13 protein-coding genes are annotated in these 15,567 nt (G+C 62.5%); 8 read left to right on the top strand and 5 right to left on the bottom strand.

Translation table 11 applies throughout. From position 1 onward, the window contains the following. Positions 1 to 154: 154 nt before the first annotated feature. The 4 genes from ybgF (at position 155) to glmM (ending at position 6,146) form a co-directional block, all read left to right on the top strand. Positions 155 to 1,189: a tol-pal system protein YbgF gene (gene ybgF / locus J5286_RS17955; protein ID WP_113239165.1), complete on the top strand. Its 1,035-nt coding sequence runs from the start codon at positions 155 to 157 to the stop codon at positions 1,187 to 1,189. 12 nt (positions 1,190 to 1,201) lie between these two features. Further along, positions 1,202 to 2,527, top strand: a complete 1,326-nt coding sequence (tilS, locus tag J5286_RS17950; protein WP_209191558.1) for a tRNA lysidine(34) synthetase TilS — start codon at positions 1,202 to 1,204, stop codon at positions 2,525 to 2,527. A gap of 98 nt (positions 2,528 to 2,625) precedes the next feature. Further along, positions 2,626 to 4,554 carry an ATP-dependent zinc metalloprotease FtsH gene (gene ftsH / locus J5286_RS17945; RefSeq protein ID WP_026283219.1) on the top strand — a complete coding sequence of 643 codons (1,929 nt, stop codon included), beginning with the start codon at positions 2,626 to 2,628 and terminating at the stop codon, positions 4,552 to 4,554. Between the two features lie 239 nt (positions 4,555 to 4,793). Next, positions 4,794 to 6,146 (top strand): phosphoglucosamine mutase, encoded by a 1,353-nt coding sequence (gene glmM, locus J5286_RS17940; protein WP_209191557.1) that lies wholly within the window; start codon positions 4,794 to 4,796, stop codon positions 6,144 to 6,146. Between the two features lie 77 nt (positions 6,147 to 6,223). On the opposite strand, the gene J5286_RS17935 is transcribed toward glmM, so the two are convergent. Next, complete coding sequence (locus J5286_RS17935; protein WP_209191556.1) at positions 6,224 to 6,427, bottom strand: hypothetical protein; 204 nt, start codon at positions 6,425 to 6,427, stop codon at positions 6,224 to 6,226. 376 nt (positions 6,428 to 6,803) lie between these two features. Between J5286_RS17935 and J5286_RS17930 the strand changes: the two genes are divergently transcribed. Next, complete coding sequence (locus J5286_RS17930; RefSeq protein ID WP_209191555.1) at positions 6,804 to 7,649, top strand: outer membrane protein; 846 nt, start codon at positions 6,804 to 6,806, stop codon at positions 7,647 to 7,649. Positions 7,650 to 7,722: 73 nt separating this feature from the next. Here the strand turns inward: J5286_RS17930 and J5286_RS17925 are convergent, their stop codons facing one another. Next, entirely contained in the window at positions 7,723 to 8,304 is a 582-nt protein-coding gene (locus J5286_RS17925) for a DoxX family protein (RefSeq protein WP_209191554.1), read from the bottom strand. 248 nt (positions 8,305 to 8,552) lie between these two features. Here J5286_RS17925 and J5286_RS17920 point away from each other — a divergent pair, with 248 nt between their 5' ends. The 3 genes from J5286_RS17920 to J5286_RS17910 all read left to right on the top strand — a co-directional run bounded on the left by J5286_RS17920 (position 8,553) and on the right by J5286_RS17910 (position 11,738). Then, positions 8,553 to 9,734, top strand: a complete 1,182-nt coding sequence (locus tag J5286_RS17920; RefSeq protein ID WP_209191553.1) for a phosphoserine transaminase — start codon at positions 8,553 to 8,555, stop codon at positions 9,732 to 9,734. 86 nt (positions 9,735 to 9,820) lie between these two features. Further along, the gene (serA, locus tag J5286_RS17915) at positions 9,821 to 11,416 is read left to right on the top strand and encodes a phosphoglycerate dehydrogenase (protein ID WP_209191552.1); all 1,596 of its coding nucleotides are present in this window, start codon (positions 9,821 to 9,823) and stop codon (positions 11,414 to 11,416) included. Positions 11,417 to 11,585: 169 nt separating this feature from the next. After that, positions 11,586 to 11,738: an entericidin gene (locus J5286_RS17910; RefSeq protein WP_209191551.1), complete on the top strand. Its 153-nt coding sequence runs from the start codon at positions 11,586 to 11,588 to the stop codon at positions 11,736 to 11,738. A 70-nt stretch (positions 11,739 to 11,808) separates the two neighbouring features. Here J5286_RS17910 and J5286_RS17905 read toward each other — a convergent pair whose 3' ends face one another. The 3 genes from J5286_RS17905 to J5286_RS17895 all read right to left on the bottom strand — a co-directional run bounded on the left by J5286_RS17905 (position 11,809) and on the right by J5286_RS17895 (position 15,544). Next, the gene (locus J5286_RS17905) at positions 11,809 to 12,138 is read right to left on the bottom strand and encodes a flagellar basal body-associated FliL family protein (RefSeq protein ID WP_209191550.1); all 330 of its coding nucleotides are present in this window, start codon (positions 12,136 to 12,138) and stop codon (positions 11,809 to 11,811) included. Positions 12,139 to 12,299: 161 nt separating this feature from the next. Next, positions 12,300 to 13,037: a hypothetical protein gene (locus J5286_RS17900; protein WP_209191549.1), complete on the bottom strand. Its 738-nt coding sequence runs from the start codon at positions 13,035 to 13,037 to the stop codon at positions 12,300 to 12,302. A 212-nt stretch (positions 13,038 to 13,249) separates the two neighbouring features. After that, complete coding sequence (locus J5286_RS17895) at positions 13,250 to 15,544, bottom strand: heavy metal translocating P-type ATPase (RefSeq protein ID WP_209191548.1); 2,295 nt, start codon at positions 15,542 to 15,544, stop codon at positions 13,250 to 13,252. Between the last annotated feature and the right edge of the window lie 23 nt (positions 15,545 to 15,567).

Genomic DNA, 15,567 nt, shown 5'->3' with positions numbered 1-15,567 from the left:
GTTTTATTACAAATTGGAAAGGCGGCTCCATCGCGGGCCGCCTTTTCTTTTTGAACACACTTTGGCCGAACTCCGTTGCTTTTTGAAAGCAATTGGAAAAATCTCCTGTTCGTGCCATCGAGGCGCGAAGAATCACTGGGACAGGACGAACCAAATGAAGAAATTTGTCGTGGCGGGCATGCTCTGCCTCGCAACGGTGGCCGGGGTTGGCCAGTCGGCGAACGCGTCGTCGCTATTCGGATTGCATTTCGGAAACAAGACGGCCAGCCAGGCACCGGCGCAGGCGCCCGTCGTCAACGTGCAGGCCGGCGGCGCGGAAGTGCGCATCCAGCAGCTCGAAGATCAGCTTCGCCAGCTGAACGGCCGCATCGAGGAAATGAGCTTCCAGCTGCTGCAGATGCAGGAAACCATCCGCAAGGCGCAGGAAGACAATGAATTCCGCTTCCAGGAACTGGAAAAGAGCGGCGGCGGTGGCGGCAGCGCCGGTGGTGCATCCAAGCCGATGAAGAAGAGCGAAGCCGATATCCCGGCTTCCAACCAGACGGCACAAGGGCAAGGCATGAGCCAAGGACAGGGCGGTGGCGACGATGTCGCCCGCGCCATCCAGACCTCGAGGGCACCTGAAACGTCGCCCTCGACCGACGTCCCTGAGAACACCGGTCTCGGCCAGCCGCCGCAGCAGCTCGGTTCCATGCAGTTCGACCAGAACGGCAATCCGATCGGTGGCTCGGTCAATCCGGGCGCCGAAGTCGGCTCCAGCCCGCTGCCGCCGGTCGGTGCCGCCGGCTCGCAGACGGCTTCTCTCGGCAGCGAGGCCGATCAGTACAAGGCAGCTTACGGCCATGTGCTGTCAGGCGACTATTCGACGGCTGAAAAGGAATTCAACGCCTATATCGGCCAGTATCCGAACAGCGCGCGTGCGGCTGACGCCAATTTCTGGCTTGGCGAAGCGCTCTATTCGCAGGGCAAGTTCAACGAATCGGCGAAGACCTTCCTGAACGCGCACCAGAAGTACGGCACGTCGGAAAAGGCGCCGGAAATGCTGTTGAAGCTCGGCATGTCGCTCGCCGCACTCGACAACACGGAAACCGCCTGCGCAACGCTGCGCGAAGTGCCGAAGCGTTATCCCAAGGCTTCCCGCGCCGTCATATCCAAGGTCGCGAGTGAGCAGAAGCGTCTCTCCTGCTAAGGCTTTCCGGTCTTGCGCCCGGACGGCATCCTATCTCCAGAGACGGCGACACGCCGCTTTCTCTCCTCGCTTGACCAGCCCTCGCGCATTCTCGTCGCGATTTCGGGCGGCAGCGATTCCACCGGCCTGCTGATTGCTCTCCATGATGCGCTGAAGGCCGAGCTCAACCCCAAAATTTCTCTCTGCGCCGCGACCGTCGACCACGCGCTGCGCCCGCAATCGGCCGATGAAGCGCGCGATGTCGCTGCTCTTTGCCGATCGCTTGATATTCCCCACGTCACCAAGGTCTGGCAGGGCGCCAAGCCAAAGGCCGGCATCATGGCGGCGGCGCGCGACGCCCGCTACGGGCTGCTCGCCGAGGCGGCGCTCGAACTCGGCGCTGACATTATTGTGACCGGCCACACGCTCGACGATCAGCGCGAGACATTTGCGATGCGCGGCCAACGCTCGACCGCCACCACGACCGGGATCGCCGATCTGGTTCTGTTTGATCGCCGCATCTGGATTGCCCGGCCGCTGCTGTCTTCGCTGCGGGCGGATATTCGCGCGATGCTTAAGCTGCACGGTATCGGCTGGAGTGATGATCCGAGCAACGAGGATGTGAAATATGAGCGGGTGCGGACGCGCCAGGCGCTGGCGGGCGAGGGGGTCTCGGTCGGCGAGATCGAAGCGATGACGGCTGCGCGGATGGTGCTCGACGAGGCTGCGGCCGGGTGGGTCGATGCGCATGTCGATGTGCATGAGGGAATGCTGGTGCGGGTTGGGGTTGCTGGGCTTTCTGTCGATCGGGCGGTGCTTGGGCATGGCCTTGCGCGGCTTGCGGCTGTTATCGGCGGGCAGGCGTTTGCGCTTGGGGCGGAGCAGATTGGCGCGGTGCTAGACTTTCTCGCCGCAGGCCGACCGGGCCGGATGACGGCGGGGCGGGTGGTGTTCGATCTCAGGCGCGATGGATTGTATCTGGCGCGGGAGACGCGGGGGCTGGTGCCGCTTGCGATTGGCCCCGGAGAGTGCGGCGTTTGGGATGGGCGGTATCTGGTGGCGAATGGTTCCGGCGTTGAGGTAACGGTGGTGGCTGCGGGGGCTGGAGATGCCATGCCCGCGCCCGAAAACCTCCCCAAAAGCACGCTCGCCCGAGCCCGTGCGGCGCAACCGCGCATCAAGGCCGCCGACCCGTTGCCCGATCTCGCCGAGCACATCGATCTCGTGCCATATTTCGCACCCTTCGACCGTTTTTTGACACGATTGGACGTCAAGTTCGCGACCAGCCTCGCGGCAGCCTTTGGAACACGCCCCTATCCAAAACCGCCTTTAGGTCTTATTGACGGAAAAACCATCTAACTGATGGGTTTGCCTTGGCAACCGCCTGACGCAATCCTATGTTAGAGACCGAATAAAGCGCTCGCCATGAGGCGGTCGTTCCAGTGCTGGGGAGTTCGATGAACCCTAACTTACGTAATTTCGCCTTGTGGGCAATCATAGCGCTTTTGCTGATTGCCCTCTTCAGTATGTTCCAGACGTCGCCGGCGCAGACCAGCTCCCGCGATATCCCTTATTCGCAGTTCCTGCGTGAAGTGGATGCGGGCCGCGTCAAGGAAGTCGTCGTCACGGGTAACCGCGTCTCCGGCAGCTATGTTGAAAATGGCACCACCTTCCAAACCTATACGCCTGTGGTCGACGACAATCTGCTCGATCGCCTGCAGACGAAGAATGTTCTCGTTTCGGCACGTCCCGAAACCGACGGTTCTTCCGGTTTCCTGAGCTATCTCGGCACCTTGCTGCCGATGCTTCTCATCCTCGGCGTCTGGCTGTTCTTCATGCGGCAGATGCAGGGTGGGTCGCGCGGCGCGATGGGCTTCGGCAAGTCGAAGGCAAAGCTGCTCACCGAAGCACATGGCCGCGTCACGTTTGATGACGTCGCCGGCGTCGACGAAGCCAAGCAGGACCTCGAGGAAATCGTAGAATTCCTGCGCGATCCGCAGAAGTTCCAGCGTCTCGGCGGCAAGATTCCGCGCGGCGTGCTCTTGGTCGGCCCTCCCGGTACCGGTAAGACGCTGCTCGCACGCTCCGTCGCAGGCGAGGCAAACGTTCCGTTCTTCACGATCTCGGGTTCCGACTTCGTCGAAATGTTCGTCGGTGTCGGCGCAAGCCGCGTCCGCGACATGTTCGAGCAGGCCAAGAAGAACGCGCCGTGCATCATCTTCATCGACGAAATCGACGCCGTCGGCCGCCATCGTGGCGCCGGTCTCGGCGGCGGTAACGACGAACGCGAACAGACGCTGAACCAGCTGCTGGTCGAGATGGACGGCTTCGAAGCAAACGAAGGCATCATCCTGATCGCGGCGACCAACCGTCCCGACGTTCTCGATCCCGCGCTGCTGCGTCCGGGCCGTTTCGACCGCCAGGTCGTGGTTCCGAACCCCGATATCGTCGGTCGCGAGCGTATCCTCAAGGTTCACGCCCGTAACGTGCCGCTGGCGCCGAATGTCGATCTCAAGGTTCTGGCTCGCGGTACGCCTGGTTTCTCCGGTGCCGACCTGATGAACCTGGTCAACGAAGCTGCCCTGATGGCCGCGCGTCGCAACAAGCGCGTCGTCACCATGCAGGAATTCGAAGACGCCAAGGACAAGATCATGATGGGCGCCGAACGCCGCTCGTCCGCCATGACCGAAGCCGAAAAGAAGCTGACCGCCTACCACGAAGCCGGCCACGCCATCACGGCGCTCAAGGTTCCGGTGGCCGATCCGCTGCACAAGGCAACGATCATTCCGCGCGGCCGTGCACTCGGCATGGTCATGCAGCTTCCCGAGGGCGACCGCTACTCGATGAGCTACAAGTGGATGGTCTCGCGCCTTGTCATCATGATGGGTGGCCGCGTTGCGGAAGAACTGACCTTCGGCAAGGAGAACATCACATCGGGCGCATCGTCCGACATCGAGCAGGCCACCAAGCTTGCCCGTGCGATGGTCACCCAGTGGGGCTTCTCCGACAAGCTTGGCCAGGTTTCCTATGGTGAGAACCAGCAGGAAGTCTTCCTGGGTCATTCGGTTTCGCAGTCGAAGAACGTGTCCGAAGCGACGGCCATGACCATCGATTCGGAAGTTCGCAAGCTGATTGACGAAGCCTACGCCGAAGCGCGCCGCATCCTGACCGACGACCACGACGCGTTCGTGGCCATCGCCGAAGGCCTGCTCGAATACGAGACGCTGACCGGTGAAGAGATCAAGGCGTTGATTCGCGGTGAAAAGCCGTCGCGTGATCTCGGTGACGATACGCCTCCGAGCCGTGGCTCGGCCGTGCCGAAGACCGGCACGCGTCCTGCCAAGGGCGACGAGGCCGAAGGTGGCATGGAGCCGCAACCACACTGATTTTCTTTGGAAATCATGAGAAGGCCGGACACCCGAGATGGTGTCCGGCCTTTTTCGTTGGTAACGGGATATAATCGATTTTCTCGTTAATTGACGTGATGGTTGCCGCGTTTTGTGGCATTCCGCTGACATAAGGTGGCCTCAATGAAGGCCTCTCTGGCGAGGGAACACGCGCAGGCGTGCAATTTGCAGACACGACGATGCGCGGCGTAACGCGCGCTCAAGGCACAGGGGTGCATATGAAAAGACGCTATTTCGGCACTGATGGTATTCGCGGTCAGTCCAATGTGTTTCCGATGACGCCGGATCTCGCAATGCGGGTCGGTATCGCGGCAGGCACGATCTTCCGTCGCGGCAACCACCGCCACCGGGTCGTTATCGGCAAGGACACGCGGCTTTCCGGCTACATGCTCGAAAACGCCATGGTCGCGGGCTTCACCGCCGCCGGCCTCGACGCCTTCGTTCTCGGCCCGATCCCGACGCCTGCCGTCGCCATGCTGACGCGCTCGCTGCGCGCCGATATCGGCGTGATGATCTCCGCCTCGCACAACCCATACGAAGACAACGGCATCAAGCTCTTCGGTCCGGATGGCTACAAGCTGTCTGATGATCTGGAGATGCAGATCGAGGATCTGCTCGAGAAGGACATGAGCGCGCAGCTCGCCAAGTCCGCCGATATCGGCCGCGCCAAGCGCGTCGATGGCGTGCATGACCGCTATATCGAGCATGCCAAGCGCACGCTGCCGCGCGACGTGACGCTGCAGGGGCTGAGGATCGCCATCGATTGCGCCAATGGCGCCGCCTACAAGGTGGCACCGGCCGTGCTCTGGGAACTGGGCGCCGATGTCGTCGTCATCGGCAACGAGCCGAATGGTACCAACATCAATCTCAACTGCGGCTCCACCAGCCCGGTGGCGTTGCAGAAGAAGGTCGATGAAGTGCGCGCCGATATCGGTATCGCGCTCGATGGCGACGCCGACCGCGTCATCATCGTCGATGAGAATGGCGCGATCGTCGATGGCGACCAGCTGATGGCCGTCATTGCCGAAAGTTATGCCGAAAGCCAGCAGCTGCGCGGCGATGGCATCGTCGCCACCGTCATGTCCAACCTCGGACTGGAGCGATTCCTGCAGGGCAAGGGGCTCGGTCTCGTGCGCACCGCTGTCGGCGACCGCTATGTGGTCGAGCACATGCGCAACAACAACTACAATGTCGGTGGCGAGCAGTCCGGCCATATCGTGCTGTCTGATTACGGCACGACCGGCGATGGCCTCGTGGCCGCGCTGCAGATCCTGGTCGCGGTCAAGCGCACCGGCAAGACCGTCAGCGAAATCTGCCGCCGTTTCGAGCCTGTGCCGCAGCTCCTGCGCAACGTGCGCTACTCCGGCGGCAAGCCGCTGGAAGACCTGCATGTGCAGCAGGCGATTGCCGAGGCCGAGGCCGAGCTTGCCAAGAGCGGCCGTCTGGTCATCCGTCCGTCCGGCACCGAGCCTTTGATCCGCGTCATGGCGGAAGGCGACGATCGCAGCCAGATCGAGCGCATCGTCAACGACCTGATCGGCACGATCTCAAGCGTGCGCACGGCCGCCTGACACTCGTCAGGCACCGTCCACAAGCTTCCAATGCCCAGCCTTTGGCTGGGCATTCTCATTTGTACATCGCGATTTTGTCAGATCACGTCTCGACGCATGAGCTCGAGAAGCGCTGGTGTCGTGATGGCACCGTCTTCGAAGAAGTCGAGCAGCCTCGATGCGGCTGCGCAGCCTTGCAGACTGTCGGGTCCGAATTTCTGCTCCTTGCACCAAAGCGACAAGGCATCGAAAACGGGCGATAGATCTTCTTCGAACGAAATAGCTCTATTGAGCTTGGACATGGGCGCACCTCCATAAAGGGGCGGAAGCGCTTAGTAACTCCCAAGCGGTCATTGCCTTAAAAGTCCTGACCGACGATGCACCCTACGCCTGATTGGCCAGAACCGCTATTAACTTTGTTAAGTCGGGCGCTTTTTATTAGCGTGGCAGCGACGCGCGGGTGGTGATCTTCGCAGGCTTTGACCGCGTCCGCCTGATGCGTGCTTCAGTATTAAAATTCAAACGATATCATCGGTTTGCCAGTGCCTTTGAGTAAAAGGCGATGTTTGACAATTACAGTTAAGCAGCGCTTAACGTTTCCACTTCATTATCCTTACCGAAACGTATTCAACTGGCGGAGCTCGATCCTGCCAGGCGTCGAACCTTGGAGTGGGATCCATGAAGAGAAGCTTGTCTGGCGTCTTCGCCGCATTGCTCATTACCTCGAATGCTTATGCCGCGGACCTCATGCCCGCCGAACCGATCGCCGCTCCCGAGGTCACCGTGACCGAAGCGACCGGCTGGTATCTGCGCGGCGATGTCGGCTACGGCTTCAACGATCTGCGTGGCGCGAAATACTTCCAGGGCAGCAATGCCAGCGAAGTCGATTTCGACCGCTCGGATCTCGATGATGCCTGGACCATCGGCGGCGGTGTCGGTTACCAGATCAACAACTATCTCCGCACCGACGTGACGCTGGATTATCTCGGCAAGTCCGACTTCCACGGTTCGACCAGCGGCGGCGGCTCTGCCTTCGGCGCCTGCCAGGTGACCTGCTCCTCGACCGATCTTTCCTCGCTGACCGCATGGTCGCTGATGGCCAACGCCTATGTCGATCTCGGCACCTATGGCTACGTCACGCCTTACGTCGGCGCCGGCATCGGCGGCACCTATGTCAAGTGGAAGGACCTGAGCAACACGTCTTGCGACACGAGCGGCAGCGGCAATGGTTGCGATGACACGGTCATCCACGGCGGCAAGGGCGGCTGGCGCTTCAGCTACGGCCTGATGGCCGGTGCGTCGATCGACGTGACCTGCAACGTCAAGGCCGACGTCGGCTATCGCTTCCTGCACGTCAACGGCGGCGACATGTTCGGCTACAACGAAAACGGCGGCCCGGGCCGCGACAAGGGCTTCAACGTTCACGAAGCACGCGTCGGCGCTCGCTACCTGTTCGGCGGTTGCCAGACGGCGTCCTACGAGCCTGCTCCGGAAATTCCGCTGCAGCAGCCGGTCTACAAGTAAGACCAGTGTCCTGAACATGAAAAAGCCGCCCGGTACGCCGAGCGGCTTTTTTGTTTTGGGGCGTGGTCGAGCGTCAGAATTCCTTCTGCAGCAAGGTGCGGTCAACCGAGAAGGCGCCGCCGCCGAAGGCTGCGAACAGACCCGTGCCACCCATCCAGAACAGTGAAGCGAGTTCCGCCTTGGTCTGCACGGTCTCCAGGAAGGCCTCTCCGCCGTCCTTGAGCCGGGCGAGAGCGGCGGGGGTGAAGTATTCGGTCGTGCCGCTTTTCAGTGCCTCGATACCGGCCGGTGTCAGAAACTCCGAGCCGTAGGGGAAGGCAAAATGATACCATAACGTGATGGCGAGCATGATCGTGTTGGCGAGCGCCAAGGGCCGTGTGAAGAGGCCGATCGCGATCAAGAAGCCGCCGAAAAACTGTAGGCCGGCCAGAAGCGGCGACCATAGCCACCCGGGATGGAACCCGATATTCTCGACGAAGCCGACCTGGGCGAGGGGGTGGCTGATCTTTACCCATCCCTCGACGACAAGCATGCCGCCGACGGCGATTCTCATGGCCGCCCATGCGAATGGTTCCGCGAAGCGGTCGTAGAAGCCCGACATGAAAGGAATAATCAAATTGGCTCTGGTGCTGTAAAAGGCTGTAGAGGCATTCATGGCAATCACTTTCTTAGGTGCATGTGGTTGCTTACGAACCCGTTGTTCCGCAGTTCGCTCCCGCTGGTCTTGATCTGCGTCAAGCCGTGCGAAGGGTGCTGATCACGTTTTCGTGATCTCGCGCGGTGGCCAAACGCACTCATCTAGCCACGACGATTTTCCGCTTGACTGCGACAGAGACCAGGAATAAATCCGGCGGCGGGACACCTCTCCCCAACGAGAGGCTAATTACCTGGAAGGGTATACATATGGCCACTGCCACCGCGAAGCCGGACGTCCGTCCGAATAACACCCATTTTTCTTCTGGCCCTTGCTCGAAGCGCCCCGGTTGGTCGCTCGAAGCCCTTTCCGACGCGCCGCTTGGCCGTTCGCATCGCGCGAAGATCGGAAAGACGAAGCTCAAGCAAGCCATTGATCTCACACGCGAAGTTCTCGAAGTGCCGGCGGATTACCGCATCGGCATCGTGCCCGCTTCCGATACCGGCGCCGTCGAAATGGCGCTCTGGTCGCTGCTCGGCGAGCGCGGCGTCGACATGGTCGCCTGGGAAAGCTTTGGCGCCGGTTGGGTCACCGACGTCGTCAAGCAGCTGAAGCTGAAGGACGTTCGCAAGATCGAAGCCGGTTACGGCGAACTGCCCGATCTCTCGACCATCGATTTCGACCGCGACGTCGTCTTCACCTGGAACGGTACCACCTCGGGCGTTCGCGTCCCGAATGGCGATTTCATTCCCGCCGACCGCAAGGGCCTGACGATCTGCGACGCGACCTCTGCCGCCTTCGCGCAGAACCTCGATTTCGCCAAGCTCGATGTCGTCACCTTCTCCTGGCAGAAGGTTCTCGGCGGCGAGGGCGCTCATGGCGTCATCATCCTGTCGCCGCGCGCCGTCGAGCGTCTGACGACCTACGCACCGGCCTGGCCGCTGCCGAAGATCTTCCGCATGACCTCGGGCGGTAAGCTGATCGAGGGCATCTTCACCGGCGAAACCATCAACACGCCGTCGATGCTCTGCGTCGAGGACTATATCGATGCGCTGCTGTGGTCGAAGGATGTCGGCGGCCTGAAGGGCCTGATGGCCCGCGCCGACGCCAACGCCAAGGTCATCGCCGACTTCGTCGCCGCCAATGACTGGATCGCTAACCTGGCCGTCAAGGCCGAGACGGCTTCCAATACCTCGGTTTGCCTGAAGATCACCGACAAGGACGTTCTGGCGCTCGACGCCGACGGCCAGGCGAACTTCGCCAAGGGCATCGTCAGCCTGCTCGACAAGGAAGGTGTCGCCTACGACATCGGCCACTACCGCGACGCGCCGTCGGGCCTGCGCATCTGGGCCGGCGCCACGATCGAAACTGCAGACATGCAAAAGCTGATGCCGTGGCTCTCCTGGGCGTTTTTGACCCAGAAGGCAACGCTTTCCCAGGCTGCTGCCTGAGTTGATCGCATCCGGCTCCGCTGAACAAGCGGAGCCTCGCAATCCCGATTACATTCCATCGTTGAACCTTTTGAAGGAAGCCCCCAATGGCACCTCGCGTTCTCGTATCCGACGAACTGTCGGAAACCGCCGTCCAGATCTTCCGTGATCGCGGCGTCGAAGTCGATTTCCAGCCGCAGCTCGGCAAGGACAAGGACAAGCTCGCCGAAATCATCGGCAATTACGACGGTCTCGCCATCCGTTCCGCCACCAAGGCGACGGAAAAGCTGATCGCCGCTGCGACCAACCTCAAGGTCATCGGCCGCGCCGGTATCGGCGTCGACAACGTCGATATCCCGGCCGCCTCGCGCCGCGGTATCATCGTCATGAACACGCCGTTCGGCAACTCGATCACGACCGCTGAACACGCGATCGCGCTGATGTTCGCCGTTGCCCGCCAGCTGCCTGCAGCGGATTCGTCCACGCAGGCCGGCAAGTGGGAAAAGTCGAAGTTCATGGGTGTCGAAATCACCGGCAAGACGCTCGGCGTCATCGGCGCCGGCAATATCGGCGGCATCGTCTGCAAGAAGGCCATTGGGCTGGGCATGCATGTTCTCGCCTACGACCCCTTCCTCTCTGTCGAGCGCGCGCAGGAGATGGGCGTCACCAAGGTCGAGCTCGACGAGCTGCTCGCCAAGGCCGACTTCATCACACTGCACGTTCCGATGACGGACAAGACCCGCGGCATTCTCGGCAAGGAAAACCTCGCCAAGACCAAGCCCGGCGTTCGCATCATCAACTGCGCCCGTGGTGGCCTGGTTGACGAAGCGGCACTTGCCGAAGCCATCAAGTCCGGCCATGTCGCCGGCGCCGGCTTCGACGTCTTCGAAGTCGAGCCCGCCAAGGAAAGCCCGCTGTTCGGCCTGCCCAACGTCGTCTGCACGCCGCACCTGGGCGCATCGACCACGGAAGCGCAGGAAAACGTTGCCCTGCAGGTTGCCGAGCAGATGTCGGACTATCTCGTCAAGGGTGCCGTTTCCAACGCCATCAACATGCCGTCGATCACCGCTGAGGAAGCACCGATCCTAAAGCCGTTCATCAAGCTCGCCGACGTTCTCGGCGCCTTTGTCGGCCAGGTCTCGGAAGACCCGATCAAGGAGATCGAGATCCTGTTCGACGGCGCGACCGCGACGATGAACACCAAGGCTTTGACCTCGGCTCTGCTCGCCGGCCTCATCCGCAACCAGGTCGCCGACGTCAACATGGTTTCGGCGCCGATCATGATCAAGGAAAAGGGCATCGTCCTTTCCGAGGTCAAGCGCGACAAGACCGGCGTTTACGACGGCTACATCAAGCTGACGGTCAAGACCGACAAGCAGACCCGCTCGGTCGCCGGCACGGTCTTCTCCGACGGCAAGCCGCGCTTCATCCAGATCAAGGGTATCAACCTCGACGGCGATGTCGGCGCGAACATGGTCTACATCTCCAACACCGACGTTCCCGGCATGATCGGCTTCATCGGCACGACGCTGGGTGCGGCCGGCGTCAACATCGCCAACTTCCAGCTCGGTCGTGGCGAGCAGGGCGGTGACGCGATCGCGCTGCTCTATGTCGATGGCCCCGTCAGCGACGACGTTCTTGGAAAATTGACCGCCAACCCAGCAATCCGACAGGCCAAGCCGCTCGTATTTGCTGTTGATTGAGGCTTTCCTCCCAGGGAAGATGTGAAGAGACCCGGCGCAGGCGACTGTGCCGGGTTTTCTGTTTCGGGTTCTCGCGGCGGCGTTGATCGCCGACCGGCGGGCGCTATCTACCTGATCGCGTGCCGCTCCGGCCGATCACTTCACTATTCCGAACACTGGGGAGATTTTCATGACACGATTTGCCGCCGCCATTGCGCTCACCTCGCTGCTGGCGCTGTCGTCCTGCGCCAACACCGCCAACGGCCTCGCCAAGGATGGCCGCCAGATGGGCAATGCCCTGGATGACAGCACGCACCGGGTGCTGAAGGCGGGCCAGAACTAAGCATCGGTCACGCATGCAAAAAAGCCCGCCTGGATTGGCGGGCTTTTCGTTATCTACGATTGAACCGGCTTTACTGCGGGTTCGCGGGAGCCGGCGTTGCGGGCGCCGGGGTTGCCGGTGCTGGCGTTGCCGGGGCCGGTGTCGCGGGGGCTGCTGCCGGTGGCGTTGCAGCCGGCGGGGTGGCCTGCGAGGCGGGCGGGGTTGCCGGTGCCGCGGGTTCGGTCACGGGTGCCGTTGCGCTCGGCGCGCTTGCCGTGGGAGCGGATGCACCCCTTGGCCAATAGGTTGCCGCCAGGGCGACGATGACGACCAGAAGTGCGATTGCAACCCACATGGTCTTCGACGAGCTCTTCGCCGGTGGGGTGTTCGCGGCATTCGGACGATTGAAATCATTGGTCATGGTGCTTCTCCTCCTCGATCACAAACGCGCGAGGAAGAGATAGGTTCCAGAATGTGGCAAGCGCTGTCTTCCGGTTGCGGCTCACGAAACGCGAAAGCCCGGCGCGGGAGCATGCGCCGGGCTTTGTGATATTGATCGCGGGTGTTCCGCGACGCGCGCCGTCAAAACTGCTGGTAGAGAAGCGTGACGGCGTTGACGCGGCTTTCCTCGCTGCCGGCCTCGACGCCGAAGAGTGACAGGAACGGCGATGCCGCGCCGGTCGAACCGTTCGCGAACATCGACCGGAGCCGCTGGGATTGGCTTGTCTGCTCCGCCTGCTTGCGGACCAGATCAGTCAGATCGATGTCATCGCCCTTACCGACTGCGCTTGCCGATGTCGCCGATGACTTCGTGGCCGAAGCGCCTGAGGTGTGTGTTGGAGACGTCGGCAATGGTGTTGCAACGGGGGGCGTGCCGCCGGTCTCGCCGGTGCCGGACACCGGTGCGGTGCTGCTATTGTCGTTGGCGGGCGTTGCTGGGGCGTTCTGCTGCGGCTGCGCCGGCGCGGGCTCAGCGGCGGTGGCTGGCTGCGTTTCCGTGGCCGGTTGTTCGACTGGCTCCGCGGTCTCGCCGGTGGTCACCGGCTGTGCGGGTGCTGCCTGCTGGGTATCGTCGGCAGCCGGTGCTTGGGGCTCGGATTCGACCGGAGCTGCCGCCTCGGGCCCGGTCTGCGGCTTAGCGGTGTAGGTCTGGTCGTCCGTTTCCTCGGGCGGATAGCTGATGGGCTCTTCGCTTGCAGGGGAGGGGGAAGCGGATTGCTCGGGTGGTGTCGATGCCTCCGGAGCGCTTTGTGAAGGGCTGGTCGTGGATGTGGATCCACTGGGCGGTTGATTGGGATAAAATATGCCGTCTAGGAACATATGCGAGCCTTGCAAATTGAATGACTCGCGCCGGATAGAGGCAACCCCTTGCAAAAACCTCTCAAACAGCCGTCGCTTTTTAAGAAAAATTTAATTACCTAATTTTGCATGTAGTTGAATTGATTGGAGAATGCACGCTCTAGGGAGCGTGGCGCTCTTCACCCCTCAATAATGGTGGGAAAATGCGCGCCGCGCGTGCTGTTAACACAGTCTTAAGCCTGTGATGAAACCGGCCGCAGCAATCGCAAAGCGTTGATCGTCACCAGCACCGTGGCGCCTGTGTCGGCGAGGATGGCGGGCCAGAGGCCGGTGATGCCGGCGATGGTCGTGACCAGGAAGACGGCCTTCAAGCCGAGCGCGATCGAGATGTTTTCGCCGATGTTGCGCATGGTGCGCTTCGACAGCGCGATCATGGCGGCGACGTCGGAGACGCGGCCGTGCAGGATCGCGGCGTCCGCCGTCTCCAGCGCCACATCCGTGCCGCCGCCCATGGCGATGCCGACATCAGCCGCCGCAAGCGCCGGCGCGTCGTTGATGCCGTCGCCGACCTTGGCGACCTTCAGGCCGCTCTTCTGCAACTCGCCGACGATGCGCTGCTTGTCCTCCGGCATCAGCTCGGCGCGGACCTCGATGCCGAGTTCCTTGCCGATGGCATTGGCTGTGCGGGCGTTGTCGCCGGTCAGCATGACGATCCTGACGCCGGCGTCGGTTAGCGTCTTGAGGCCCGATTTGGCATCGTCGCGCGGCTCGTCGCGCATGGCGATGGCGCCGGCCAGCTGGTCGCCGACGACAAGCACGGAGACGGTCTTGCCTTCGTCGTTCAGCCTTGTGATGCGCGCCTGCTGCTCGTCTGAGAGTGCCGCGATTTCGGCGGCGGCCTTGGGGGAGCCGAGGAAGACCTGAAGGCCGGCCACAGTGGCGGTCACACCCTTGCCGCCAAGCGCCTTGGCGTCGGTTGCCTGCGGGATGGCGATGGCGTCGCGCGCGGCCCTGCCGAGGATGGCGAGCGCCAGCGGGTGGCTGGAGCCGGTCTCGAGGGCCGCGGCATAGGTCAGCACCTCGGCCTCGGGCTTTCCGAAGCTCAATATGTCGGTGACAACAGGCTTTCCCTCCGTCAGCGTGCCTGTCTTGTCGAGCGCCACCGCGTTGATCTTGCCCAGCGTCTCGAGAACCGCGCCGCCCTTGAGCAGCAGCCCGCGCCGCGCGCCTGAGGACAGCGAGGCGGCGATGGCGGCGGGCGTGGAGATCACAAGCGCGCAGGGGCAGCCGATGAGCAGGATCGCAAGGCCCTTGTAGATCCACTCGTCCCATGCGCCGCCTATAACCAGCGGCGGCAGGATGGCGACGAGGGCGGCAACGACGACGACACCCGGCGTGTAATAGCGCGAGAAGCGGTCGATGAAGCGCTCGGTCGGCGCCTTCTTCTCCTGCGCTTCCTCGACGAGGCGCACGACGCGGGCGATGGTGTTGTCGGCGGCAGCAGCCGTCACCTTGACGCGCAGCGCCGCGTCGCCATTGACGGTTCCCGCGAAGACGACGTCGCCTTCGCCCTTGCGCACCGGCGTGCTTTCGCCTGTCACCGGTGCCTCGTCGATCGCGCTTTCGCCGGACAAGATGATGCCGTCGGCGGAGATGCGGTCGCCGGGGCGCACGAGGATGGTGGAGCCCACGGCAAGCGTTTCGGCCGGAACCTCGCGGGTTGCACCACCCTCTTCGAGAAGGGCGCTTTTCGGCACCAGCGTCGTCAGCGACTGGATGCTGGCGCGCGCCTTGCCTGATGCCACACCTTCCAACAGTTCGCCGACCAGGAACAGGAAGACCACGGTCGCGGCTTCCTCGCCGGCATGGATGATGACCGCTCCGACGGCGGCGATGGTCATCAGCATCTCGATCGAGAAGGGCGTGCCCGACAGCGCGGCCATGCCCGCGCGGCGTGCGATCGGGATGAGACCGACAAGCATCGCGGCGATGAAGGCATAGGGTGCGATCGAGGGAACGAGATGGCCGACGATGTAGGCGATGACGAGGGCGGCACCCGAGAGGATCGTCAGGCGGCCCTTGCGGCTCTGCCACCATGGGCCGGACATGGACTCATGGTCGTGGCCATGCAGGCCCTCGATTTCCGCGGATGCGCTTTGGCTGTCGCCGGCATGATCGTGTGCGTGGTCATGGTGATCGTGATCGTGGTGCGCATGGTCCCGCGCGTGGCTGTGTCCGTGATCGTGGCCGCAGTCCGGTCCGTGCACATGCTCGGCGCTTTGGCTGTTCGGGCGGGGTGCCTCGGTGGTCGCGAAGGGGCGCAGGCCGTAGCCGAGGCCGGTCACCTTCTTTTCGATCGCGGCAAGGTCGCTGCTGCCGTCGTGGCGCACGGTCATGGTGCCAGAGGTTACCGACACCGAGACGTCCTCGACGCCGGAGACGCGGCGCACGGCGGTATCGATCTTGGCCGCGCAGCTGGCGCAATCCATGCCCTCGACCCTGTAGCGCTTCTCGATCCTGTCGCTCATCATCGGCTTCCTTTTGGGCTTCC

It is taken from the genome of Rhizobium sp. 16-488-2b (genome assembly GCF_017741815.1).
Classification (GTDB): domain Bacteria; phylum Pseudomonadota; class Alphaproteobacteria; order Rhizobiales; family Rhizobiaceae; genus Rhizobium.
The sequence above is the reverse complement of the archived record's forward strand: the minus strand, read 5'-3'. Positions and strand labels throughout refer to the sequence as shown.